The following is a 23,614-nucleotide window of genomic DNA, read 5'->3' as shown; positions in this document are numbered from 1 at the left end:
ATGACGACGAAACGACTCTGGCTTGCCGCGCTGGCCCTCGCCGCCACCCTGGGCCTCAGCGGCTGTGGCTACAACGACTTCCAGCGCCTGGACGAGCAAACCAAGGCCGCCTGGTCCGAGGTGCTGAACCAGTACCAGCGCCGCGCCGACCTCATCCCCAACATCGTCGCCACGGTGAAGGGCGAGGCCAACTTCGAGCAGGAAACGCTCACCAAGGTGGTGGAAGCGCGCGCCAAGGCGACGAGCATCCAGGTCACGCCCGAGACGCTCAACAACCCCGAGGCGTTCAACAAGTTCCAGCAGGCGCAGGGCGAGCTGAGCGGTGCGCTGAGCCGCCTGCTGGTGGTCAGCGAGAACTACCCGAACCTGAAGGCCAACCAGGGCTTCCAGGACCTGCGTGTGCAGCTCGAAGGCACCGAGAACCGCATCACCGTGGCGCGCAACCGCTACATCAAGGCGGTGGCCGACTACAACGTGCTTGCGCGCAGCTTCCCGAGCAACCTGACGGCGATGGTCTTCAACTACGACCCGAAGCCGAACTTCACAGTGCAGAACGAGGCGCAGATCTCCACGCCGCCGGCGGTGAACTTCGACAAGCCGGCGTCGAAGTAAGCACCGCGCCATGCGCCAGATCCTGGCGTGGCTGATGGTCCTGCTGCTCGCGGTGGCCTCACCACTGCGCGCGCAGGACGTGCAGCCGGTGCCGCCCCTGTCGGGCCGTGTCGTCGACCAGACCGCCACGCTCACGCCGGCGCAGCTGCAGGCGCTCTCGGCCAAGCTCGAAGGCATCGAGCGCCAGCGCGGCTCGCAGATCGTCGTGCTGATGGTCGCGACCACGCAGCCGGAAGACATCGCAGCCTTCGCGCAGCGGGTCGGCGACACGTGGAAGATCGGCCGCCGCGACGTGGGCGACGGGCTGCTGATCGTCGTGGCGAAGAACGACCGCAAGGTGCGCATCGAGGTGGCCAAGGCGCTCGAAGGTGCGGTGCCCGACCTCGCGGCCAAGCAGATCATCAACGATCGCATCACGCCGGCGTTTCGCGCCGGGGACTTCGCGGGCGGCCTCAACGCCGCGGTGGACCGGCTGGCCGAGCGCATCGGCAGCGAAGGGCTGCCCGAGCCCAGCGCCCGTGCGCCGGCGCGCGACGGCGCCGACGGCTTCGACCTCGAAGGCATCGCGATCTTCTTCTTCATCGGCGTGCCGATCGCCGGTGCCATCCTCACCTCGGTGTTCGGCCGCAAGCTCGGCTCGCTCGCCACCGCGGGGGCGGCGGGCGGCCTCGGCTGGTGGCTGACGACGAGCCTCTTGATCGCGGGGGGCGCGGCGTTCGTGGCGCTGATCCTCGTCGGTGTGATGGGGGTGGGCTCGCGGCGAGGCGGCGGCATGCCCATCATCTGGGGCGGCGGTGGAGGTGGGGGCGGCTGGGGTGGGGGGCGACGGTGGCGGCTTCAGCTCCGGGGGCGGCGGCGATTTTGGTGGCGGTGGCGCTTCAGGAGACTGGTGACATGAAACCCCCACGCGCATTTCATTCACGGCTCCCCGAGGGGGCGCGCAAGGCCCTTCGGGCGGCCGGGCAGGCATCGTCATGAACCGTTGGCTGCGCATCCTCAAGCACCGCTGGCTCGACGAGTCGGATGCTCGCCGTGCGCTTGCCGCCGAGGCGTTGCGGCGACTGCAGGCGCGTGTCGCCGCAAGCGAGAAGCGCCACAGCGGCGAGATCCGCATCTGCGTCGAGGCGGGCCTTCCGATGTCGTACCTGTGGCGCAACGCCACGCCGCGCGAGCGCGCGGTCACGATGTTCGGCAAGCTGCGGGTGTGGGACACCGAGTACAACAACGGCGTGCTGATCTACCTGCTGCTGGCCGAGCATGCGATCGAGATCGTGGCCGACCGCGGCCTGAGCCGGCATGTGAGCGCGGCCCAGTGGCAGCAGATCACCGCGGGCATGGCGGCGGCGTTCCGCCAGGGCGACTACGAAGGTGGACTGAACGCGGCGGTCGACACCGTCTGCGAGCTGCTCAGCCGGCACTTCCCCCTGTCGGGCCTTGAGGCAAATCCCAATGAACTGCCGGATGCGCCTGTGGTCCAGTAAGGGCTGTTCCTCACTGACAGCCGGAGCGTGCATCGATGAAATCCAAGAGCCTCATCCGTTGGCGGGTGCTCGGTCTGGTGGCGGCCTGTGCCGCGGTGGCCCACGCGCAGACGGCGCCGCCCATCAAGCCGGGGCTCTGGCAGGTGACGAGCGAGCGCACCATCGACGGCCAGAAGGCGCCCGACATGTCGCAGCAGATGGCCAACATGCCGCCCGAGGCGCGCAAGCAGATGGAGGCCATGATGAAGCAGCGTGGCATGGACATCAGCGGCGGCGTCAACAACATGAAGCTGTGCATGACGCGCGAGCATCTCGACCAAGGTCGCTGGCGCAGCGATGAAGGCAGCTGCAAGACCGACTTCACCACCCGCACCGCCACGCAGTGGAAGTGGCGCTCGGTGTGCACCCAGCCGCCGAGCGAGAGCGAAGGCGAGGCCAACATCGCGAGCCCCGAGCGCTACACCGTGAAGGTCACCACCACGAGCCAGCGCAAGGGCGAGCCGCGCAGCACGCAGATGACGATGAACGCCAAGTGGCTGGGCGCCGACTGCGGCGACGTGAAGCCGATGGCGCCGCCGCCCAAGGCCAAGCCTTGAGCGGCGGCGTGGGGTCCACGGGCCCCAGCGCCGCGTAGCAGCACGCTATGCCTGCCCGCGGCTGCACCTGAACGGGAAGAGGGCCAGGCCCCAGGTGTCGCGGGCGTCGGGATACGCCGCCGGTGTCTCGACGCCCACCTCGACCGGTTCGCGGCCCGGGACGTGCCAGAAGGTGCCGAAGACCTGGTCCCACAGGGGTACGGCGGTGGCGAAATTCAAGGCTTCTCGGACTTGCGTGCTGTGGTGCCAGCGGTGCAACTCTGCGGTGCCCACGACGTAGTTCAACCAGCCCATCTGCCCGCGGGTGTTGGCGTGTGTGGCGAACGACTGCATTTGCATGAAGATCGCGGCCAGCAGCACAGCCTCGGCGCCGAACCCCAGCAGCGCCAGCGGCAGCAGCTTCACCGCTTTGAGCAGGACCACGTTCACCGGGTGCGTGGTCAGGTTGTTGGTGACGTTCAATGCCGCAGGCCGGTGATGGACCATGTGCACGCACCATCCCCAGCCACCGCGGTGCATGGCGCGGTGCAGCCAGTAGGCGCCGAACTCGGCCACGAGCACGGCCAGCGGGGCGGCGGCCCAGAGCGGCAGGTCGGCGGCGGGCCCCCTGCCGGCGAGCTTCAACGTCGCGGCGGCGAGTGCGACGCCCGCCAGGCCGTCAGCGAGGGCGTTCATGCCGAGGAAGGATGCGTCTCGCTGCACGTCGGCGGTCGTGCTGCGCCAGAGCGGGCGGTGGGGGCGCCACCGCTCGAAGGCAGCAAACCACCCGAGGGTCAGGAACAGGTGCACGGCCAGAATGGCGGTGCCGCCCCAGCCGGCCGTCATGGTGGCCGCCGCGTAGGCGGGCGTCCACACGAGCGCGAGCAGGTGCGCGTGGTTCCAATCGTTATCATGTCCGGCCATCCAGAGCTCCATTGCGGTTGATGCCGGCATGCTCGTCGCGCGGCGGCGCCGGCGCATTAACCATGGTTCATTCCCGCCCTGCCGATTGCGTTGCCTGCCTGCCTGAAGCACTCGCGCGTGTGATCGCAGCGGACCCCGCGCTGACCAGACACTGGCAGTCGCTGCCGCAGCGCCGGCTGAAAGCCGGAGAGACCCTGCTTCGCATTGGCGAGCCGGCGCGGCATGTGTGGTGGATCGCCCAAGGCCTGGTGCGCTTCTACTTCCTGAGCCCGGACGGACTGGAGCGCAACAAGTCCTTCCACGCCGAAGGAGCCTGGGTTGGCAGCGGCATGCCGCCACGCAGCGCCCCCAGCCCCTATGCAATCGAGGCGCTGGAAGCGACCGAATTGCGGGAGCTGTCCTACGAGGCGCTGCAAGACGTCATTGCGCGGTTCCCGGCGATCGAGTCGGTCCATGCCGAGGCCATGGGCTGGACGTTCTCGGAGCAGGTCGCTCGCGAAGCCGAACTCCTGTCCGAGGACGCGGCCAGCCGCTACGCCCGTTTCCTGCGCGAGCGCCCCGCGCTGGCGGCGCGTTTGCCGCTGCACCATGTGGCCAGCCACCTGGGCATCACCAACGTGGCGCTGTCGCGCATCCGTCGGCGCCTCGGCCTCACGCGGGCCTGAGACGACCCAAAAGAAAAAAGCCCGCAGCTGCGAACAGTGCGGGCCGATGTCGCAGGCGATACGGATCGCCTGGAATAGGGTTCTGGTTATTTCTTGCGGAACTTGCGCAGTGCGGCGATCTGGGCGGCGAGCGCCACCAGTTCGTTCTGGGCCTTGGCGAGGTCGAGGTCGCTCTTGGCGTTCTTCAACGCTTCTTCGGCGAGCTTCTTCGCTTCGGTGGCCTTGGCTTCGTCGAGGTCCTTGCCGCGGATGGCGGTGTCGGCGAGCACGGTGACCGTGCCCGGTTGCACTTCGAGAATGCCGCCGGCGACGAACACGAACTCTTCCTGGCCGTTGTCGGCGCGCTCGATGCGCACCGCGCCCGGCTTGATGCGGGTGATCAGGGGCGTGTGGCGCGGGTAGATCCCGAGCTCGCCCAGTTCACCCGGCAGGGCGACGAACTTCGCCTCGCCGGAGAAGATGCTCTCTTCGGCGGAGACGACGTCTACGTGCAGGGTTGCCATGTGGTGTCCTTAAAGGTTGAGAGAGGTCCGGCAAGCGCAGGGCTTACTGGATCTTCTTCGCCTTCTCGATGGCTTCGTCGATGGTGCCGACCATGTAGAAGGCCTGCTCGGGCAGCGAGTCGCACTCGCCGTTCACGATCATCTTGAAGCCGCGGATGGTTTCCTTCAGCGGCACGTACTTGCCGGGCGAGCCGGTGAACACTTCGGCCACGTGGAAGGGCTGCGACAGGAAACGCTGGATCTTGCGGGCGCGGGCCACGGCCAGCTTGTCTTCCGGGGCGAGTTCGTCCATGCCCAGAATCGCGATGATGTCGCGCAGTTCCTTGTAGCGCTGCAGCGTGCCCTGGACGGCGCGAGCCACGGTGTAGTGCTCTTCGCCGACGACGTTGGGGTCCAGCTGGCGCGACGTCGAGTCGAGCGGGTCCACGGCGGGGTAGATGCCGAGCGACGCGATGTCACGCGACAGCACCACGGTCGAGTCCAGGTGGGCGAAGGTGGTGGCAGGCGACGGGTCGGTCAGGTCGTCCGCGGGCACGTACACGGCCTGGATCGAGGTGATCGAGCCGACCTTGGTCGAGGTGATGCGCTCCTGCAGGCGGCCCATTTCTTCGGCCAGCGTCGGCTGGTAGCCCACGGCGGAGGGCATGCGGCCCAGCAGTGCCGACACTTCGGTACCGGCCAGCGTGTAGCGGTAGATGTTGTCGACGAAGAACAGCACGTCACGGCCTTCGTCGCGGAACGACTCGGCGATGGTCAGGCCGGTCAGGGCCACGCGCAGGCGGTTGCCCGGGGGTTCGTTCATCTGGCCGTACACCATCGCGACCTTGGAGTTCGCGAGGTTCTCCTGGTCGACGACCTTGGAGTCGGACATCTCGTGATAGAAGTCGTTGCCCTCGCGGGTACGCTCGCCCACACCCGCGAACACCGACAGACCCGAGTGGGCCTTGGCGATGTTGTTGATGAGTTCCATCATGTTCACGGTCTTGCCCACGCCGGCGCCGCCGAACAGGCCCACCTTGCCGCCCTTGGCGAACGGGCAAACCAGGTCGATCACCTTGATGCCGGTTTCGAGCAGGTCCTGCGAGGGGCTCAGCTCGTCATACGCGGGCGGCTTGCGGTGGATGGAGGCGGTGAGCTCCTGGCTCACGGGGCCACGCTCGTCGATCGGCGTGCCCAGCACGTCCATGATGCGGCCAAGGGTGGCCGGGCCCACCGGCACCATGATCGGCTTGCCGGTGTTGGAGACGGTCAGGCCGCGGCGCAGGCCGTCGGACGAACCCAGTGCAATCGTGCGCACCACGCCGTCGCCCAGCTGCTGCTGGACTTCGAGCGTCAGCGCCGAGCCCTCGAGCTTCAGGGCGTCGTACACCTTGGGCATCGCGTTGCGGGGGAACTCCACGTCCACCACCGCGCCGATGCACTGAACAATCTTGCCTTCTGCTGCAACCGAAGCCATGTTCTTTCCTTTGGATCTAGAAAATCTTTTGCGTTAGACCGCCGCTGCGCCAGCAACGATCTCGGACAGTTCTTTGGTGATCGCCGCCTGGCGGGTCTTGTTGTAGACCAGCTTCAGCTCGGCAATCACGTTACCGGCGTTGTCGGTGGCGGACTTCATCGCGACCATGCGCGCCGACTGCTCCGAGGCCATGTTCTCGGCCACGGCCTGGTAGACCAGGGCTTCGGTGTAGCGCACGAGCAGCTCGTCGATCACCGTGGCGGCATCGGGCTCGTAGAGATAGTCCCAACCATGGCTGCCCTTGTCGACCGCCATGCTCTCGGCCGAGAGCGGCAGCAGCTGCTGCACCACCGGCTCCTGCTTCATCGTGTTGATGAAGCGGGTGTAGCAGAGGTACACGGCAGAGAGCTTGCCTTCGGCGTACGCGTCGAGCAGCACCTTCACCGGGCCGATCAGCTTGTCGAGGTGCGGCTGGTCGCCCAGCTGCGTGACCTGCGACACCACCTTGGCGCCGATGCGGTTGAGAAAGCCCAGGCCCTTGTTGCCAATCGCCACGACCTCGCTCTTCTGACCGGCCGTTTCCAGCTCGCGCAGCTTGCCGGTGACGGCACGCAGCACGTTGGTGTTCAAGCCGCCGCACAGGCCCTTGTCGGTGGTGACGACGATGAAGCCGGCGGTTTTGGCGCCGTCGTTCTTCACCATGAACGGATGCTTGTACTCGGGCGTGGCCTGAGAAAGGTTGGCCGCCAGACTGCGCACCTTCTCGGCGTACGGACGCGCATGGCGCATGCGGTCCTGCGCCTTGCGCATCTTGGAGGCGGCAACCATCTCCATGGCCTTGGTGATCTTCTTGGTGTTCTCCACCGATTTGATCTTGCCGCGTATTTCCTTGCCTGCTGCCATGCGGAGCTCCTGTGTTCAGACCTTCAGGGCTTCGGCTTCAGGCGAAGGACTTCTTGAAGGCGCCGATGGCGTTCTTCAGTTCGGCCTTCGACTCGTCGTCGAGCTTCTTGGTGTCTTCGATCTTCTTCAGCAGGCCGGCGTGGCTGGTCTTCAGGAACTGGTGCAGGCCCGCTTCGAAGGCGAGGACCTTCTTGACGTCGATGTCGTCCATGAAGTTCTCGTTCACGGCAAAGAGCGTGGCCGACATCAGGCTGATGGGCAGCGGCGAGTACTGGGGCTGCTTCAGCAGTTCGGTCACGCGGGCACCGCGGTCGAGCTGCTTGCGGGTGGCTTCGTCCAGGTCGGAGGCGAACTGCGCGAATGCGGCCAGCTCGCGGTACTGGGCGAGGTTGGTACGGATACCGCCCGACTGACGCTTGACGACGTCGGTCTGTGCCGCCGAGCCCACGCGCGACACCGAGATACCGGCGTTGATGGCGGGACGGATGCCGGCGTTGAACAGCGAGGTCTCGAGGAAGATCTGGCCGTCGGTGATCGAGATCACGTTGGTCGGCACGAAGGCCGACACGTCACCGGCTTGCGTCTCGATGATGGGCAGCGCGGTCAGCGAACCGGTCTTGCCCTTGACTTCACCCTTGGTGAAGGCTTCGACGTAGTCGGCGTTCACGCGGGCGGCACGCTCCAGCAGGCGGCTGTGGAGATAGAACACGTCACCAGGGTAGGCTTCGCGGCCCGGCGGGCGGCGCAGCAGCAGCGACACCTGGCGGTAGGCCACGGCCTGCTTGGACAGGTCGTCGTACACGATCAGCGCGTCTTCGCCGCGGTCGCGGAAGTACTCACCCATCGTGCAGCCCGAGTAGGCCGACACGTACTGCATGGCGGCCGATTCGGCGGCCGAGGCGGCGACGACGATGGTGTACTCCATCGCGCCGTTGGCTTCGAGCGCGCGCACCACGTTCTTGATCGACGAGGCTTTCTGGCCGATCGCGACGTAGATGCAGGTCATGTTCTGACCCTTCTGGTTGATGATCGTGTCGATCGCCACCGCGGTCTTGCCGGTCTGGCGGTCGCCGATGATCAGTTCGCGCTGGCCACGGCCGATGGGCACCATCGAGTCGATGGACTTGAGACCGGTCTGCATCGGCTGGTCGACCGACTTACGCGCGATCACGCCCGGGGCGATCTTTTCGATCGGGGCGGTCAGCTTGGCGTTGATCGGGCCCTTGCCGTCGATCGGCTGACCGAGGGCGTTGACCACGCGGCCCTTGAGTTCGGGACCGATCGGCACTTCGAGAATGCGGCCGGTGCACTTGACCGTGTCGCCCTCCGAGATGTGCTCGTACTCGCCCAGGATCACGGCGCCGACGGAGTCGCGCTCGAGGTTCAGGGCGAGGCCATAGGTCGGCTGGCCATCGGAGCCGGCGGTGAATTCGAGCATTTCGCCCTGCATCACATCGGACAGGCCGTGGATTCGGACGATGCCGTCGGTCACCGAGACGACGGTGCCCTGGTTGCGAATGTCGGTCGAGCCAGCCAGGCCTTCGATGCGGCTCTTGATCAGCTCGGAAATTTCAGCGGGGTTCAGTTGCATTGCTTTCTCCGGTCCGCGGGCGCAAGGCCTGCAGTGTCAGACGATGTGGGTGCTGCACTCAAAGAGCGTCAGGCCGTCAGCGCCACCTTCATTTGTTCAAGACGGGCTTTGACCGAGGTGTCGAGCACCTCATCGCCGACCACCACCTTGATGCCGCCGATCAGTTCAGGATCGAGCTGCACCGTCGCGTTGAGCTTGCGGCCAAAGCGCTTTTCCAACGAGGCCACCACACCCGACAGCTGCGACGCATCGATCGGGAAGGCGCTGTACACCGTGGCTTCAGACACGCCGGACTTGGCGTTGGCCAGGGTGTGGAACTGCTTGGCGACTTCAGGCAACGCGGCCAGGCGGCCGTTCTCGATGACGGTGCGCAGCAGGTTGCTGACGTGGTTCGACAGCGTGGTCTTCGCGACGCTGGTGATGACGTCGAAGACCTGCTGGGTGGTGACCTTCGGGTTGTCGGCGAATGAGCGCAGTTGCGCGTCGGCGGCGACGGAGGCCACCGCGTCGAGCTGCTCGACCAGGGGCTTCACGTCGGCGTTGCCGGCGGCCTTGTACAGCGCTTCGGCGTACGGGCGGGCGATGGTTGCAAGCTCGGCCATGGTCAGAGCTCGGCCTTGAGGCGGTTCAAGAGGTCGGCGTGCACGCCGGCGTTGACTTCCTTGCGCAGGATGGCCTCAGCGCCCTTCACGGCCAGCGCAGCCACCTGCTCGCGTAAGGCCTCGCGGGCCTTGATCGACTCCTGCTCGGCTTCGGCCTTGGCAGCGGCGACGATCTTGGCGCCTTCTTCGGAAGCGCGCGTCTTGGCTTCTTCGACCATCGACTGGGCCAGGCGCTCGGCATCGGCCAGGCGCTGTGCCGAGTCGTTGCGGGCGGCCGACAGCTGCTCTTCCACACGCTTGTTGGCGGCGGCGAGTTCGCTCTTGGCCTTGTCGGCAGCCGACAGGCCGTCGGCGATCTTCTGCGCACGCTCGTCGAGTGCCTTGACGATGGGCGGCCAGATGAACTTCATCGTGAACCACACCAGAATCAGGAACACGATCAGCTGCGCGATCAGCGTAGCGTTGATGCTCACGGTGTTGCCTTCTCGAAATTTGGACAGATCAAAAGTACGGCGACGTCGGGCGAAGCCCGTCGTGCATTACTTCGGCAGATTGGCGATCTGGGCCAGGAACGGGTTGGCGGTGGCGAACCAGAGTGCGATACCGGTACCGATGATGAACGCAGCGTCGATCAGGCCGGCCAGCAGGAACATCTTGGTTTGCAGTTCGTTCATCAGCTCGGGCTGGCGGGCGGCCGACTCGAGGTACTTGCTGCCCATGATGCCGATGCCGATACAGGCACCAACGGCACCCAGACCGATGATGAGGCCGGCGGCGAGGGCAACAAAGCTAATGACTTCCATGATGACTCCTTAGGGTTTTAGGAAAGAAAGGGGAATGAAAACGAACGGGAAACTGCGGTGATCAGTGGGCGTCGTGCGCCTGGCCGATGTAGACCAGCGTGAGCATCATGAACACGAAGGCCTGCAAGGTGATGATCAGGATGTGGAAGATGGTCCACACCGTGCCGGCGACGATGTGGCCGAGGAAGAGGCCGATGCCGGTCGCGTTCCAGGCGAAGGCGCCACCCATGAGGGCGATCAGCATGAAGATCAGTTCGCCGGCGTACATGTTGCCGAACAGCCGCATGCCGTGAGACACAGTCTTGGCGATGAACTCGATGATCTGCATCGCGAAGTTGAAGGGGTACAGGAACCACTTGTCGCCAAACGGTGCTGCGAAGAGTTCATGGATCCAGCCGCCCGCACCCTTGATCTTCACGTTGTAGAAGAGGCACAGCAGCAGCACGCCCACTGACAGGCCCATCGTGATCGAGAGGTCGGCGGTTGGCACGACGCGCAGGTAAGGCAGGCCGACGAACTTGTCGTTGAGGAAGGGCAGACCATCGACCGGCAGCATGTCCATGAAGTTCATCAGGAAAATCCAGACGAACACGGTGAGCGCCAGCGGGGCGACGAGCTTGCGGCTTTGTGCGTTGTGCACGATGCCCTTCGCCTGGCTGTCGACCATCTCGACGAGGATTTCCACCGCCGCCTGGAAGCGGCCCGGGCGACCCGACGTCGCCTTGCGCGCGGCCAGCCACAGCAGCCAGCAACCGATCACCCCCAGCACCACGCTGAAGAAGATGGAATCGAGGTTGATGACTGAAAAGTCGACGGGGCCGGTCTGGTGGTGGTTCTGCAGGTGGTGCAGGTGGTGGCTGATGTATTCACCTGCGGATGGTGCGTGTTCGCCTGCGCTTGCCATGGGTCAGTCCTGAATCTTGTCCATCAAGACCGGCGCCACACGAGCGCCAGCCAGTTCACCTTCATGCACACCACCATCGTGATCAGCAGGGCTGGCCAGCTCAGTTGGGGCACCACTCTGGCTGCGATCACCAACATGGCGATCGCAGCCGCAATCTTCAGCATTTCCCAGAACATGAAACCGACGGCCGCAGCCACCGGGCTTCGTGTTCCCCTGGTCATTCCTCGGGCCAACAAGGCCCCTGGAAGCACCACGGCCAGCGCGCCGTAGAGCGCCGACCAAGCTGCCGAACTGCGTTGCGTGACCGCCCAGACCACAGCGGTGCACAGCAAACCGACCAACGCCTGAACGACGATCACCCGCCACGGCGACACCATGGGGAGCGTTGACTTCAGGGCTTTGGCTTCTTCGGCGGTCAGCGGCTTGAAAGGCGGCTGATCTGCCTCATCTGGCCACGAGTCACGGCCCACAGGGTTGGTCATGGCTCGGGTTACAGGCGGTTGCAGCAAAGCCTCGGGATTATACGTGGAAACCCCTGCGGCTCCAGAAGGGTCTGGAGGCGTTACTTCTGGCGCGCCGGTTGCCAGACGCTCAACCGAAGCAGTTGGCCGGAAGTCCGGGGGTGTCGACGCGCAGGCTGAGGATGCGGCCTGCAAGAGGCTGGGCCAGGAGTTCGGCCTCGGGCCGTTTTTCGCGCGAGGTGGTGATGAAGAGCGTCTTCAGGTCCGGACCGCCGAAGCAAGGCATGGTGGCGCAGCGCACCGGCAGGTGAATCTCACGCAGCAGCTCGCCGCGCGGTGACAGTCGCAGGAGGCGCTGGCCTTCGAACATGGCGCACCAGTAAGCGCCTTCCGCATCGATGGCGGCGCCGTCGGGGCGCCCGCCATAGCTTGCCAGGTCCTGTTCCGGCTGCTTGAGCGGGAACTGGGCGAGGACGCGCCGTGTGCCGGGCAGCCCCGTGGCGGCATCGAACTCCTGGGTGTAAATGGTGTGCGTCTTGGTGTCGCTGTAATAGAGCGTGCGGCCGTCGGGGCTCCAGGCGAGACCGTTGCCGACCGTGATGTCGCCGGCCATGCGGCGCAAGCCGTGCTCTCGGTCATAGCAGTAAAGAGATGCCAGGGCGGCGTCGCGTGGCTCGTAGATCGTGCCGGTCCAGAAGCGTCCCTGGGGGTCGCACTTGCCGTCGTTGAAGCGCTCGCGGCTGGGGTCGTACGGGGCCTCGGCCAGCAGGTGCTGCCGTGCGGTTTCGGTGTCGAAGTGCCAAAGCCCGTCTCTGCGCGCGAGCAGCAGGCCACCGTCACGCATGGGTGCGAGGCTGCCGACCTCGGTCTCGATGGCCCAGCTCTGGTGGCGGCCGCTGCGCGGGTCATGGCAGTGCAGGGCTTTGCCGGGGATGTCGGTCCAGTAGAGCTGCTGTTCCACCGGGTGCCAGAGCGGAGACTCGCCAAGCAGCGAGGCGGGCGCATCGAGCGCGGTGATGTCGGAGGAAGTGCTTGTCACAGTGGGTTCACGTCGAGGGTCATCCAGGCTTCGGTGCTGTCGCCTGGGGTCAGGGCCACCACGCCGTGCTGGGATGGGTCGACCATCTGCAGGGCGTTGTTCACGTGGCTCACGGGTTCCACACAGAAGTAGTCCTTGTCGGTGGGGGTGTAGACGACCAGGCGGTTCACCGACGAACGGAGGGTTAGTGAGAAGCGTTCATCGCGGATTTCGGCGGTGCCTTGCCAACCGTCGAAGCAGTGGTCGAGTCGCAGGTGCGCAATGTCGTCGTCGATGCCCGGATGCGGGCTCGCGAGGGTGGGCAGGTGGGCTTCGTCGAACGCCCAGCGTTGCTGCACCTGCGCCCGCAGATGGCTGCGCGAGCGCTTCGGAAAGTAGGGGTGCCAGCCGACCCCTGCCGGTTGACCTTGCGGCGATGTGTTGGTCATCGTGAGTTGCATCGAGAGGCGGCCTGGCGTGAGCGCGAAGCGCTGTTGCACGGCGAACGCAAATGGCCAGTGGGCATCAGGCTGGTGGTCGTAGCGCAGCACCAGTGCGTGGCTGTCGAGCGACATCACCTGCCACGCGCGCAGCCACGCCACGCCGTGAAGCGAGTGGGGGCTGCCGCCTAAATTCGGTGCGGTCTGGTGCTCCCGGCCCTGCCACTGGAAGCGTCGGTACCCCAGGCGGTTGGAGTACGGCACCAGCGGAAAGCTGCCCGACGGGCGCGAGGCGCGCAAGGTGTCGGGCTCGGCTGACAGCAGCACCGGCACGCCGTCGTGCCACAGGCCCGCGATGCAGCCGCCCAGGTCGGGCCGCACGGCGAGGCGCAGATCACCGGCGCGCAACTCGCACCCGGCCTGAGGTGGTTCGCGCATGCCGGTCTACCGCCTCGACGCCTTGAACTCGGCGCTGTGGTCCAGCCTGGCTCTCAGGTAGTGCGCGCCGGGGATGGGGTTGTAGTAGTAGGGCGGCACTTCCTCGAAGCCCAGCGTCGCATACAGCTCGCGGGCCGATTCCATGTCGTCGAGCGTGTCGAGCAGCATGTTGGAATAGCCGGCGCGGCGCGCATCGTCGAGCAGGTGCAGCGCCAGCAGGCGGCCGAGGCCGAAGCGGCGAAACGCCGGCCGCACATAGAGGCGCTTCATTTCGCAGGCGTTCGGGTAGTCGGCATCGTGCAAGGGCCGCAGGGCGCCGCAACCCGCGACGTTGCCGTCGACGAGGGCGAGCAGCAACTGGCCCGCCGGCGAGGCGTAGTCGCCGGGCAGGTTCGCCAACTCGGCCTCGAAACCTTGAAAGCACAGATCGACGTTGAGGCTCGCGGCGTACTCACGAAAGATCGCGCGGGTGTCGGCGATCAGTTCGGGGGTGTCTGCGGTGAGGAGTTGGATGGTCGGCGTGTCCATGCGACGTCGTCAGCCCCCCAGGCTGACCAGCCAGGCGACACCCGCGGCACAGCCGGCCAACAGGGCTGCAGCGAGTGCGCGCGTCCCGGTGCCGTCGGCCGACGCCGGGACGCCCTCGGGCAGAGCCTTGTCGCCGTGCAGCATCGGGGCCACCAGGTTGATCCGTTTCTTCACGAGGTAGAACACGATCGCCGCGATGTGCAGCACGACCAGGCCGATGATGAACCATTGGCCCCAGCCCTTGTGCCACCCGGTGGCCAGGCTGCTGGTCGCACCGCTCACGAACCGGATCAGCGGGCCGGTGTTGGCGATCTCGTCGTCGGCCACCAGGCCGGTGGCCACCTGGAGCGCGAGGATGCCCAGCAGCGCAAACACCGACAGCGCACCGGTGGGCGTGTGGCCGACGTCGAGGTGCTCGTCGTCGCGCTGCCGGCCTCCGAGGTAGCGCCACAAGGTGGCTGGCGAGTACACGAAGCGCACGAAGCGCGACCAATGTCCGCCCACCAGGCCCCACAACACGCGAAACGCCAGCAGCGCCAGGATGGCGTAGCCCAGCCGGAAGTGCCAGACCATTGCATTGCCTCCCACCTTCGCGCTGACGATGGACCCGATGACACAAGCGGCAAGCAACCAGTGGAAGAGCCGGGTCGGCAGGTCCCAGACGCGGACGCGTTGGAGGGTAGGCGGCATGGTGGGCGGTCAGGAAGCGGGAGCTGAAAGATACCCGGTCGACGCCTGGCTGGCGAGCGGGTGGCGTGATCTCCCGCGGGTGATGCCCCGCAATGAACACCGCCGGCGAGTGCTGCGTACACTGCGCCCGGGCTGCCGTGAGCAAGCGGTGTGCCCTGGTCTCAGCCCTTCACTTTTGCCAGGAGAACCCGCATGAAACGTCTGTTCCTTGCCGTGGCCGCCGCCGCCGGTCTCGCGACCGCGCTTCCCGCCGCTGCCCAGTTCGCCAAGCCGGAAGATGCCATCAAGTACCGCAAAGCCGCCTTCACCGTGATGGCGTCGCACTTCGGGCGCGTGGCGGCGATGGCCAATGGGCGCATCCCGTTCGATGCCAAGGCAGCCGCCTCCAACGCCGAGATCGCCAACATGATGGCGGCGCTGCCGTACGCCGCCTTTGGCGAAGGTACCGACAAGGGCGACACACGCGCCAAGGCCGAGATCTGGTCGGAGCGCGACAAGTTCAATGCCGGTGCCACCAAGATGCAGGAAGAGATGGCCAAGCTCAACGCCGCGGCCAAGTCGGGTGACCAGGCCGCGATGCGGACTGCGGCCGGGGCGGTGGGCCAGGCCTGCAAGGCCTGCCATGACACCTATCGGCGCGACTGAGCACCATCTCGTGTCTCCCGCATGAAGGCCCGCCCCGCGCGGGCCTTTTCATTGGGGCTTGCAGGGGGGCGGGCGGTGCAGGCCCTTCCGCTACCATTGCCCGCTGCCGTTTTTTTGCGGCCTTCTTGCCCTTGGAAATGGTGATGCGCCCGCATCGCCGCAGTCACGAGCCCGCTTCGCATGACCTTGTTTCGGCCTAGTTCCTCCCACTGGATGTTTCGGGCTCTGCCCCTCGGTTTGGCGTTGTGTGCGGTGGCGGGCCACGCTGCCGAAGAGGCCGGCGGCGGCACCTTCAACACACCGTCGTACGCAGCGGGCGCTGGCACGGGTGCTTCGGCGCCGACCGGCAGCCCGATGCCGCAGTTGCCTTCGGGCATGGGGCGACAGCCGGCGCGTGGCGCCACCGGTGACCAACCGGGCGTGGGCTCGGGCCGTGCGCGCGATGAGGACCCGCTGCGCCGCACCCAGTTGACGCCTGCGCGGCCGAGCGAATTCCAGCGTTTCGTCGAGACCGCCACGGGTCGCCAGCTTCCGGTGTTCGGCGCAAGCTTCTTCGTCGATGCTGCCAACCGTTTGGGCAGCGTCGACAGTGCGCCGGTGTCAAGCGACTACACCGTCGGTCCCGGCGACGAGGTGCTGATCCGTGCCTGGGGCGCCATCGACGTCGACTACCGGGCGGTCGTCGACCGCAACGGCCAGGTGAACCTGCCCAAGGTGGGGAGCTTCACGGTGGCGGGGGTGCGTGCCTCCGATCTCGAGCGGCATCTGCGCGCGCAGATCGGGCGGCTGTACACCAACTTCAACCTCAACGTCTCGTTGGGTCAGCTGCGGGGCGTGAAGGTGTTCGTCGTGGGGCCGGCGCGTCTGCCGGGGGTCTACACCGTCTCGAGCCAGGGGACGGTGTTGTCGGCCATCGTGGCGGCGGGCGGTCCCGGCCCCAACGGGTCGATGCGCAAGGTGCTGTTGCGCCGCAATGGCGCGGTGCTGTCAGAACTCGACATCTACGACTTCCTGGTGCAGGGCGACAAGTCAAAAGACGTGCAGCTCATTGCCGGCGACGTGGTGGTCTTCCAGCCGGCCGGCCCGCGGGTGGCGCTCAACGGTGCGCTCGACACCCCGGCCATCTATGAACTGAAGTCGGCACAGGAGCCGCTGCGCGAGGTGCTGCGCTATGCCGGCGGAACGCCGGTGCTGACCAACCCCAACAAGGTGCTCGTCGAGCGCATCGACCCTGCTCGCACCCCCGCGGCCCGCTATGTCGAAGAGTTCAAGCTCGACGAGGCCGGGTTGCAGCGGCCGATGCGCGACGGCGATGTGCTGACGCTGCTGCCGATCTCGCCGCAGTTCGCCAATGCGGTCACGCTGAAGGGCGCCGTGGCGCAGCCGCTTCGTCATGCGTATCGGCCAGGCATGCGCATACGTGACCTGATTCCCAGCAAGGACGCCCTCATCGCGCCGGACTTCTATCGGCGCAAGAACCTCCTGGTGCAGGCGCTCGAGGAAGACGAGGAATTTGTTGACGCCGACGCCGCCGACAGGAGAAACGGCGCGGAATCAACTGTCGCGGGTGGCCGCACCGGGCGCAGCGCTGCCGAGCGTACGCGCCGTGCCGAGGACCGCAGCGCGGCCGAACGCGCGAAGAAAGCCCCGGCCGCGCTTTTCGATGAGCTGAACTGGGACTACGCGGTCGTCGAGCGCCTGAACCCCGACCTCAGCACCCAGGTCATTCCGTTCAACCTTGGCAAGGCGGTGCTGCAAGGCGATGCCGCCCACAACATCGAGTCCATGGCGGGTGACGTCGTCACGGTGTACAGCCAGAAAGACATCCGTGTGCCGGTAGCCAAGCAGACGCGCTTGGTGTCGGTGGAAGGCGAGGTGGGGGCCCCCGGGGTCTACCAGTTGCTGCCGGGCGAGACCCTCCCGCAGCTGATCGCACGTGCAGGCGGCTTCACGCCGCAGGCCTACGTCTACGGTCTGGAGTTCACCCGCGAAGAAACACGTCGCCGCCAGCGCGAGAACCTGACCGAGGCCATCTCGCGCCTGGAAACACTGGCCGCCACGCAGGGGGCTCGGGATGCGGCCAACCGGCGTGACGATTCCGGTGACCGCAGCGCGTCGGTCAATGCGGCGGCGACGCAGGCGCAGATGGCGCGGCTGCGGCGGGTAGAGCCCAATGGCCGCATTGCACTCGAGTTGCGTCCCGACGATGCGACCGCCAGTGCCTTGCCGGACGTGCCGCTGGAGCACGCCGACCGGATCTCCGTGCCCGCAAGGCCCGGGTTCATCACGGTGGCGGGTGCGGTGGTGAACAACAACGCCTTGTTGTGGAAACCTGGCCGCACGGTGGAGGACTACCTGCTTCAGGCCGGCTTGGACGAAGCTGCCGAGCGGTCCAACATGTTCGTGCTGCGCGCCGATGGCACCGTGCTGCACGCCAGCGATCGTCGCGGCTTCCTGGGTTTCGGCGGCATCGAGTCGCAACCCATCCAGCCAGGCGATGCGATCGTGGTGCCCACGCAGCTCGATTTCGAAACCTGGGGCCGAGCCCTCGTGCGCAACCTGAAAGACTTCAGCCAGATCTTCTACCAGTTCGGGCTCGGAGCGGCGGCGATCCAGACGCTGCGCAAGAACTGATCTTATGAACCCCGTCGATCCCCACGTGTTGCAGCAGGAAGAAGAGCTTGACGAAGGGCCAGCGGTCGGTCTGCTGGACCTGTTGACGTGGCTCGGTGAAGGCAAGCGGATCATCGCGCTCGTCACCGGGCTGGCCATCGTGGCCTCCTTGGCTTACGCGTTCACTCGTGATCTGGTCTTCACTGCCCGCACCACCCTGTTGCCGCCCTCCTCGCAGCAGCAGAGTTCCTCGGCCGCCGCGCTCGCGGCGCTCGGATCGCTGGGAGGCCTGGCCGGTGGGATCGCCGCCAAGACGCCCGACGAGCTTCCTACGTGAACCTGCTGAAAAGCGACTCCGTCCAGCGTGCGCTGGTGACCCGCTTCGACCTGTACAAGCGCTACAAGGTCGACAGCTACGAGGTCATGCGCTTGACCTTGCCCCGGTACGTGCGTGTGTCCTCCGACAAGAAGTCGGGCGTCATCACCCTGGAGGTCGACGACCGCGATCCCAAGTTCGCAGCCGAGCTGGCCAACGCCTACCCCGCGGAGCTGACCAAGGTGCTGGGCCGCCTGGCCGTGTCCGAAGCCCAGCAGCGCCGTCTCTTCTTCGACCAGCAGCTGAAGGAGACCAAGGACAACCTGGTCAAGGCCGAGCAGGCCTTGCTCAAGGTTCAGGAGAAGTCCGGGATGATCGTGCTCGACCAGCAGGCCGAGGCCATCATCAAGGCGGTCGCCGAGCTTCAAGACCAAGATCATCGAGCGCGAGGTGCGCCTGAAGGTCATGCGCACCACCACCACCGCACAAAACCCCGACGTGCAGTTGTTGACCTCCGAGCTGGCCGCCCTGCGCGGCGAACTGGCCCGCATGGAGTCTTCGGTTCCGCCGGGCGCCAAGGCCGCGTCGGGCCCGGGGGGCATCGACATCCCGATCGGCAAGCTGCCGGCCGCGGCTGTCGACTATGTGCGTGCGGCGCGCGAGGTGAAGTTCCAGGAGACCATGCTCGCCAGCATGTTGCGCCAGTACGAAGTCGCCAAGCTCGACGAAGCCAAGGAAGGCCCCGTGCTGCAGCAGGTGGATGTGGCCCAGCCGCCGGATCGCAAATCCAAGCCCTCACGGGCGCTCATCGTCTTGGGCGCCACGCTGGCGGCGCTGCTGCTCTCCAGCCTGTTCGTCATCTGGCGCCGCTACCGCGCCCTGATCCGCGAGCAAGACCCGGTGGCCGCCCAGGCCTGGGACCGCCTCGCCGCCGCCTGGCGCCTGCGCCGCAAGGCCTGAGAGGCGGGGGTCAGAGCGTCAGCTCGCCCCGCACGCAGCTCACGCTCTGGCCCCCCACCCACAGCGTGCGGCCGTCGTGCTCGATCTGCACGCGGCCGGCGCGTCCCAGGCGCTGGCCCTGTGAGGCCAGGTAGCGCTTCGGGGCCACGCCACGCTCGATGAGCCACTGCGCCACACCGGCGTTCAGGCTGCCGGTGACCGGGTCTTCCGGCACGCCGATGACCGAGGCGAAGGCGCGCACTTCGAACTGGCACGGGCTGCCGGCCGGGTAGGGGCCGACGACACCCACTTCGGCCAGATCCTTCAACGCGTTGTGGTCGGGTTCCAGCGCAAGCACCGTCTCGGCGCTGTCGACGTGCAGGGTGAGCCAGCGGGGGCCGTTCTGCAGCCACTGCGTGGCCTGCACCCGCTCGCGGGCGAGCCCGAGCGTGGCCAGCACGCGGGTCAGCGTCTGTTCGTCCACCGCCTCCATCTTCAATGCGGGCGCCGCAAAGGCGGCCCCGTGGTCGCTCTGGCGAATGCGCACCAATCCCACGCCGCACTGCTGCACCACCATCCCGCGCACCCGTGGCGTGCCGCCGGACTGCAGCCACGCATGGCAGCTGCCCAGCGTGGGGTGGCCGGCAAACGGCAACTCGCCGTTGGGCGTGAAGATGCGCACCCGGTAGTCGGCGGCCGGGTCGGTGGGTTGCAGCAGGAAGGTCGTCTCCGACAGGTTGGTCCAGTGTGCAAAGGCCTGCATCTGCGCGTCGCTCAGCGCATCGGCGCCGTGCACCACCGCGAGCGGGTTGCCCTTGAGGGGCTGGTCGGTGAAGACGTCGACCTGGGTGAACTTGAAGGTGGTCATGGGCGGTGGCGCTCCAGGGCTTGGGCCAGCAGCCGGATGCCGTGGTCGATCTGCTTCGGCGGCACGGTGACGAACGACAGGCGCAGCGTGTTCGCGCGCGCCTGATCGGCGAAGAACGCGGCTCCCGGCACGTAGGCCATGCCCAGTGCCACCGCCTGAGGCAGCAGCGCGGTGGCGTCGAGGCCCTCGGGCAGCTCGACCCAGAAGAACATGCCGCCCTGCGGTGTGTTCCAGCGGCAGCCGCTGGGCAGGTGCGCCTTCAGCGACGCCGCCATCGCATCACGCTGGGCCTTGTAGCGCGTGCGGATCGTCGGCACGTGCTGGTGCAGGAAGCCGCCACGGATCACCTCATGCACCACCCGCTGGTTGAAGCCCGGCGTGTGCAGGTCGGCGGCCTGCTTGGCCTGCAGCAGCTTCGGAAAGAGCGGTGGGGGCGCGATCACATAGCCCAGGCGCAGGCCCGGCGCGAGCACCTTGGAGAAGGAGCCGAGGTAGACCGTGCCCTCGGCCCAGCGCGAGGCCAGAGGAGCGGGTGGGGCGGCGTCATACCAGAAGCTCCCCGTAGGGGTTGTCTTCCACCACCGGCAGGCCCATCGTGCGCGCGGCGTCCATCAGCTGGTCGCGCCGGGTGCTGCCGATGCAGCGGCCGCTCGGGTTCTGGAAGTTCGGCAGCGCGTACAGGAAACGCGCCCCGCGCGCCGCCGCGAGCCCGTCCACGCGCGGGCCTTCGTCGTCGCAGTCGAGGGCCACGTAGTCCGGCTCGAAGGGGTTGAAGGCCTGCAGCGCGCCGAGGTAGGTGGGCGATTCGACCGCCACCGTGCAGCCGGGGTCGATCAGCACCTTGCCGACGAGGTCGAGCCCTTGCTGCGAGCCGGTCGTGATGAGCACCTGCGTCGGCTCGACCTGCAGGCCCTGCTCGGCCATCTCGATCGCCACCCACTCGCGCAGGGGTGCAAAGCCTTCGCTCGCGGCGTACTGGAGCGCCTCGCGCGGGTGGTCGCGCAGCACACGGTCGGTGGCCTCGCGCATCGCCTCAATGGGGAAGGTGTCGGGCGAGGGCAGGCCGCCGGCGAGCGAGATGATGCCGGGTTGCTCGGTCACCTTGAGGATCTCGCGGATCACCGAGGGGTTCATGCGCTCGGCGCGGCGGGCGAGTGTCCAGGGCAGTGTCGGCGTCATGGTCATGGGTTGGTTCAACGGGTGGCCGTGGGGGTGGGCAGGTTCACCGGCATTCTCTTGCCGACGAAGACCGTCGCAATCACCGCAAGCGAAAAGAGAAGGGTCATCGCGTCGAGCCGCTCGCCCAGCACCGGCACGGCGAACAGCAGCGACAGGAACGGCTGCACCAGTTGCACCTGGCTGACGCGCACGGTGCCGCCCAATGCCAGTGCGCGGTACCAGGCGAAGAAGCCGATCCACATCGAAAAGAGGGTGACGTAGGCGAAGCCGCCCCAGGCCGGCAGGCTGGCCGCCTGCGTGGGCCAGGTGTGCCACGCGAGTGGCCAGGTGAGCGGCATGCTCAGCACGAGCACCCAGCAGATCACGTGTTCGGCCGGCCACTCCTTCGCCAGCTGCGCCCCGCTCACATAACCCACCGCGGCGCTCAGCACCGCTAGCATCAGCAGGCCGTCGGCGGCGCTGAGGCGCCCCCCGCGGTCAATGCGAACGACGCCACCAGCCCGAAGCCGAGCACGGCGCAGGCCCAGAAGCCGTTCGACGGGCGCTGCCGCAGCACGAGCGCGGCCACCACCGCCGTGCCCAGCGGCAACAGTCCGGTGACCACCGCCGCATGCATCGCGTCCACCTCCCGCAGTGCAAGGGCGAGGAAGAGCGGGAAGCCGATCACCGTGCCGGCCGCGCTCACCGCCAGCGCTGGCAGATGCCGCGCCTGCGGGCGCGGGGCGCGGGTGAGCAGCAGGTAGACGAGGCTCAGGACCCCGGCCAGCGCCGCCCGCCCGGCGGTGACGAAGAGCGGCGGCAGCTGTGGGTCGTCGGCGGGACCGACGGCCAGGCGGGTCATCGGCGTGGTCATCGCGAAGAGGGTGACGCCGGCCAGGCCCAGCCACATGCCTTTGGTTTGTGGGTTCATGCGGTCAGTCTAGGTGGCTTGACCAGCACAGAGCCGATACACTTGGCCGGCACATTTCAGACGCTGTATCGGTAGTTTCTCCAGCACAGCCGCCATCCCATGACCCCGCTCCAACCCTTGTCGCGCCAGGCCGACGCCACCCTCACCGAGCAGCTGTCGAGCCGCTTTGCCGAGCACATCCGCCAGCGGTTGATGGCACCCGGCGCCCGCCTGCCCTCGGTGCGCGAATGTGCGCGCCGGCACGGCGTGAGCCCCTACACGGTCGTCGCCGCCTACGACCAGCTGCTGGCCCAGGGCCTGGTCGAAGCGCGCAAGCAGCGGGGTTTTTTCGTGCGTGACCACCGCCGCGAGCCGGAGCCGCCCGCCGTCGACGCGCCGAGCCCGGCGGCCCCCGGCTGGCGGCGCCGGTGAGCGCCACCATGCTCGTGCGCAGCATGTTCCAGCCGCCCGGCAGCCAGCCCATGCCGGGCCTGGGCACTTTGCCGGTCGAATGGCTGGACCTGCCGATGCTGAGCGCCGCCCTGCGCCGCGTGAGCGCGCCGGCGCAGCTCGGCCCGCTGTCGCTGCAGTACGGCGAGCCGGCGGGCGAGCTGCGGCTGCGCCGGGCGCTGTCGACGCGGCTGGTGGACGTTGGCGTCAAGGCGACCCCGGAGCAGATCGTCACCACCATCGGCGCCACCCAGGCGCTCGACATCGTGACCCGAAGCCTCCTGCGCGCCGGCGACACCGTGCTGGTCGACGAGCCCGGCTGGTCGGTCGAATACGCACGCCTCACCGCGCTGGGCCTGCGCATGCTGCCGGTGCCGCGCGGTGAAGACGGCCCCGACCTCGCGGTGATGCAGCGCCTGATCGAAGCCCAGAAGCCGCAGGACCGCCCGCGCCTGTACATCACCGTCTCGGTGCTGCACAACCCGACCGGCGCCTCGCTCTCGCTTGGCACCGCACACCGCCTGCTGCAGCTTGCGCACGCCCACGACTTGCACATCGTGGAAGACGACACCTACGCCCACCTGGCGCCCCTGCATCTGCCGCGCCTGTCGGCGCTCGACGGGCTGGAGCGCACCGTCTACATCTCGGGCTTCTCGAAGATCCTGGTGCCCAACTGGCGTGTGGGCTACCTGGCGGCGCCGCCGGCGCTGGTCGACCGTTTCATCGACACCAAGCTGCTGACCAGCCTCACCAGCCCCGGCGTCACTGAACAGGCGCTCGCGCATTGCCTGGAGCATGGACTGCTGCGGCGACATGCGGAGCGGGTGGCCCAGCGGCTCGATGCGGCCCGGGCACGCTCGGTCAAGCTGGCGGAATCGGCGGATTGCCGGTTTGCCAGCCCGCCGAGGGGTCTTTTCGGCTGGGTCGACGTGGGCGTGGACACTGAGCGCCTGTCGCACGCGATGGTCGACCAGGGCTGGCTGCTCGCGCCGGGGGCCTTGTTCCATGCCACCCCTCGCCCCACCACGCTGATGCGCATCAATTTCGCGAGCACGCAAGACGCCCGCTTCTGGCGGGCACTGGAGCGCACACGCGATGCCCTGCGCGGCACATCATGATTG

Annotated in this window: 24 protein-coding genes and 3 pseudogenes; 10 read left to right on the top strand and 17 right to left on the bottom strand. The window is 67.3% G+C overall.

Annotation, left to right across the window (positions count from 1 at the left end; translation table 11 throughout):
* The 4 genes from LRS03_RS16335 (at window position 1) to LRS03_RS16320 (ending at window position 2,689) form a co-directional block, all read left to right on the top strand.
* The gene (locus tag LRS03_RS16335; protein ID WP_257826728.1) at window positions 1-612 is read left to right on the top strand and encodes a LemA family protein; all 612 of its coding nucleotides are present in this window, start codon (window positions 1-3) and stop codon (window positions 610-612) included.
* Between the two features lie 10 nt (window positions 613-622).
* Window positions 623-1,510: a TPM domain-containing protein gene (locus LRS03_RS16330; RefSeq protein ID WP_308296433.1), complete on the top strand. Its 888-nt coding sequence runs from the start codon at window positions 623-625 to the stop codon at window positions 1,508-1,510.
* 76 nt (window positions 1,511-1,586) lie between these two features.
* Window positions 1,587-2,093: a TPM domain-containing protein gene (locus tag LRS03_RS16325; protein WP_257826726.1), complete on the top strand. Its 507-nt coding sequence runs from the start codon at window positions 1,587-1,589 to the stop codon at window positions 2,091-2,093.
* 35 nt (window positions 2,094-2,128) lie between these two features.
* Window positions 2,129-2,689, top strand: coding sequence for a DUF3617 domain-containing protein (locus tag LRS03_RS16320; RefSeq protein ID WP_257826725.1), 561 nt, complete (start codon window positions 2,129-2,131; stop codon window positions 2,687-2,689).
* A gap of 45 nt (window positions 2,690-2,734) precedes the next feature.
* Here the strand turns inward: LRS03_RS16320 and LRS03_RS16315 are convergent, their stop codons facing one another.
* Entirely contained in the window at window positions 2,735-3,592 is an 858-nt protein-coding gene (locus LRS03_RS16315) for a sterol desaturase family protein (RefSeq protein ID WP_257826723.1), read from the bottom strand.
* A 119-nt stretch (window positions 3,593-3,711) separates the two neighbouring features.
* On the opposite strand from LRS03_RS16315, the gene LRS03_RS16310 reads away from it, so the two are divergent.
* The gene (locus LRS03_RS16310; protein ID WP_257826721.1) at window positions 3,712-4,257 is read left to right on the top strand and encodes a Crp/Fnr family transcriptional regulator; all 546 of its coding nucleotides are present in this window, start codon (window positions 3,712-3,714) and stop codon (window positions 4,255-4,257) included.
* A gap of 86 nt (window positions 4,258-4,343) precedes the next feature.
* On the opposite strand, the gene LRS03_RS16305 is transcribed toward LRS03_RS16310, so the two are convergent.
* From LRS03_RS16305 to LRS03_RS16245, 13 genes are all read right to left on the bottom strand, one after another.
* Complete coding sequence (locus LRS03_RS16305) at window positions 4,344-4,760, bottom strand: F0F1 ATP synthase subunit epsilon (protein ID WP_257826719.1); 417 nt, start codon at window positions 4,758-4,760, stop codon at window positions 4,344-4,346.
* A gap of 43 nt (window positions 4,761-4,803) precedes the next feature.
* Window positions 4,804-6,216, bottom strand: coding sequence for a F0F1 ATP synthase subunit beta (atpD, locus tag LRS03_RS16300; protein WP_257826718.1), 1,413 nt, complete (start codon window positions 6,214-6,216; stop codon window positions 4,804-4,806).
* Window positions 6,217-6,249: 33 nt separating this feature from the next.
* A complete protein-coding gene (gene atpG / locus LRS03_RS16295; RefSeq protein WP_257826717.1) occupies window positions 6,250-7,119 on the bottom strand; it encodes a F0F1 ATP synthase subunit gamma in 870 nt (289 codons plus the stop codon).
* Between the two features lie 37 nt (window positions 7,120-7,156).
* Window positions 7,157-8,710: a F0F1 ATP synthase subunit alpha gene (gene atpA, locus LRS03_RS16290; RefSeq protein WP_257826714.1), complete on the bottom strand. Its 1,554-nt coding sequence runs from the start codon at window positions 8,708-8,710 to the stop codon at window positions 7,157-7,159.
* A 68-nt stretch (window positions 8,711-8,778) separates the two neighbouring features.
* Window positions 8,779-9,312: a F0F1 ATP synthase subunit delta gene (locus LRS03_RS16285; RefSeq protein ID WP_257826712.1), complete on the bottom strand. Its 534-nt coding sequence runs from the start codon at window positions 9,310-9,312 to the stop codon at window positions 8,779-8,781.
* Between the two features lie 2 nt (window positions 9,313-9,314).
* Window positions 9,315-9,785: a F0F1 ATP synthase subunit B gene (locus tag LRS03_RS16280; RefSeq protein WP_257826710.1), complete on the bottom strand. Its 471-nt coding sequence runs from the start codon at window positions 9,783-9,785 to the stop codon at window positions 9,315-9,317.
* 66 nt (window positions 9,786-9,851) lie between these two features.
* Entirely contained in the window at window positions 9,852-10,115 is a 264-nt protein-coding gene (gene atpE, locus LRS03_RS16275; protein WP_047487532.1) for a F0F1 ATP synthase subunit C, read from the bottom strand.
* A gap of 61 nt (window positions 10,116-10,176) precedes the next feature.
* Entirely contained in the window at window positions 10,177-11,019 is an 843-nt protein-coding gene (gene atpB / locus LRS03_RS16270) for a F0F1 ATP synthase subunit A (RefSeq protein ID WP_257826709.1), read from the bottom strand.
* 23 nt (window positions 11,020-11,042) lie between these two features.
* Window positions 11,043-11,501 (bottom strand): ATP synthase subunit I, encoded by a 459-nt coding sequence (locus LRS03_RS16265; protein ID WP_257826708.1) that lies wholly within the window; start codon window positions 11,499-11,501, stop codon window positions 11,043-11,045.
* Window positions 11,502-11,610: 109 nt separating this feature from the next.
* Window positions 11,611-12,519 (bottom strand): SMP-30/gluconolactonase/LRE family protein, encoded by a 909-nt coding sequence (locus tag LRS03_RS16260; RefSeq protein WP_257826707.1) that lies wholly within the window; start codon window positions 12,517-12,519, stop codon window positions 11,611-11,613.
* A complete protein-coding gene (locus tag LRS03_RS16255) occupies window positions 12,516-13,376 on the bottom strand; it encodes an aldose 1-epimerase (RefSeq protein ID WP_257826705.1) in 861 nt (286 codons plus the stop codon). Before LRS03_RS16255 ends, LRS03_RS16260 begins: the two co-directional genes overlap by 4 nt.
* Before the next feature lie 6 nt (window positions 13,377-13,382).
* The gene (locus tag LRS03_RS16250) at window positions 13,383-13,904 is read right to left on the bottom strand and encodes a GNAT family N-acetyltransferase (RefSeq protein WP_257826703.1); all 522 of its coding nucleotides are present in this window, start codon (window positions 13,902-13,904) and stop codon (window positions 13,383-13,385) included.
* A gap of 9 nt (window positions 13,905-13,913) precedes the next feature.
* Window positions 13,914-14,594, bottom strand: a complete 681-nt coding sequence (locus LRS03_RS16245) for a cytochrome b/b6 domain-containing protein (protein ID WP_257826701.1) — start codon at window positions 14,592-14,594, stop codon at window positions 13,914-13,916.
* A 192-nt stretch (window positions 14,595-14,786) separates the two neighbouring features.
* Between LRS03_RS16245 and LRS03_RS16240 the strand changes: the two genes are divergently transcribed.
* From LRS03_RS16240 to LRS03_RS16225, 4 genes are all read left to right on the top strand, one after another.
* The gene (locus LRS03_RS16240) at window positions 14,787-15,239 is read left to right on the top strand and encodes a c-type cytochrome (protein ID WP_257826699.1); all 453 of its coding nucleotides are present in this window, start codon (window positions 14,787-14,789) and stop codon (window positions 15,237-15,239) included.
* Window positions 15,240-15,491: 252 nt separating this feature from the next.
* A complete protein-coding gene (locus tag LRS03_RS16235) occupies window positions 15,492-17,873 on the top strand; it encodes a polysaccharide biosynthesis/export family protein (protein ID WP_257826698.1) in 2,382 nt (793 codons plus the stop codon).
* 4 nt (window positions 17,874-17,877) lie between these two features.
* Complete coding sequence (locus tag LRS03_RS16230; RefSeq protein ID WP_257826696.1) at window positions 17,878-18,189, top strand: Wzz/FepE/Etk N-terminal domain-containing protein; 312 nt, start codon at window positions 17,878-17,880, stop codon at window positions 18,187-18,189.
* A gap of 429 nt (window positions 18,190-18,618) precedes the next feature.
* Window positions 18,619-19,128, top strand: a complete 510-nt coding sequence (locus tag LRS03_RS16225) for a GNVR domain-containing protein (protein ID WP_257826694.1) — start codon at window positions 18,619-18,621, stop codon at window positions 19,126-19,128.
* Window positions 19,129-19,138: 10 nt separating this feature from the next.
* Here LRS03_RS16225 and LRS03_RS16220 read toward each other — a convergent pair whose 3' ends face one another.
* The 3 genes and pseudogenes from LRS03_RS16220 to LRS03_RS16210 all read right to left on the bottom strand — a co-directional run bounded on the left by LRS03_RS16220 (window position 19,139) and on the right by LRS03_RS16210 (window position 22,064).
* The gene (locus tag LRS03_RS16220) at window positions 19,139-19,975 is read right to left on the bottom strand and encodes a PhzF family phenazine biosynthesis protein (RefSeq protein WP_257826692.1); all 837 of its coding nucleotides are present in this window, start codon (window positions 19,973-19,975) and stop codon (window positions 19,139-19,141) included.
* Window positions 19,972-21,142 (bottom strand): annotated as a pseudogene (locus LRS03_RS16215) (aminotransferase-like domain-containing protein). The gene LRS03_RS16220 and the pseudogene LRS03_RS16215 overlap by 4 nt, the downstream one beginning before the upstream one ends.
* Window positions 21,143-21,168: 26 nt before the next feature.
* Window positions 21,169-22,064, bottom strand: a pseudogene (locus tag LRS03_RS16210) (DMT family transporter).
* A gap of 99 nt (window positions 22,065-22,163) precedes the next feature.
* Here LRS03_RS16210 and LRS03_RS16205 point away from each other — a divergent pair.
* Window positions 22,164-23,611 (top strand): annotated as a pseudogene (locus LRS03_RS16205) (aminotransferase-like domain-containing protein).
* Window positions 23,612-23,614 lie beyond the last annotated feature (3 nt).

It is taken from the genome of Rhizobacter sp. J219 (assembly GCF_024700055.1).
In the GTDB taxonomy this organism is placed as follows: Bacteria; Pseudomonadota; Gammaproteobacteria; order Burkholderiales; family Burkholderiaceae_C; genus Rhizobacter.
Note: the sequence above shows the minus strand (reverse complement) of the source record. Positions and strands in the feature narration are given on the sequence as shown.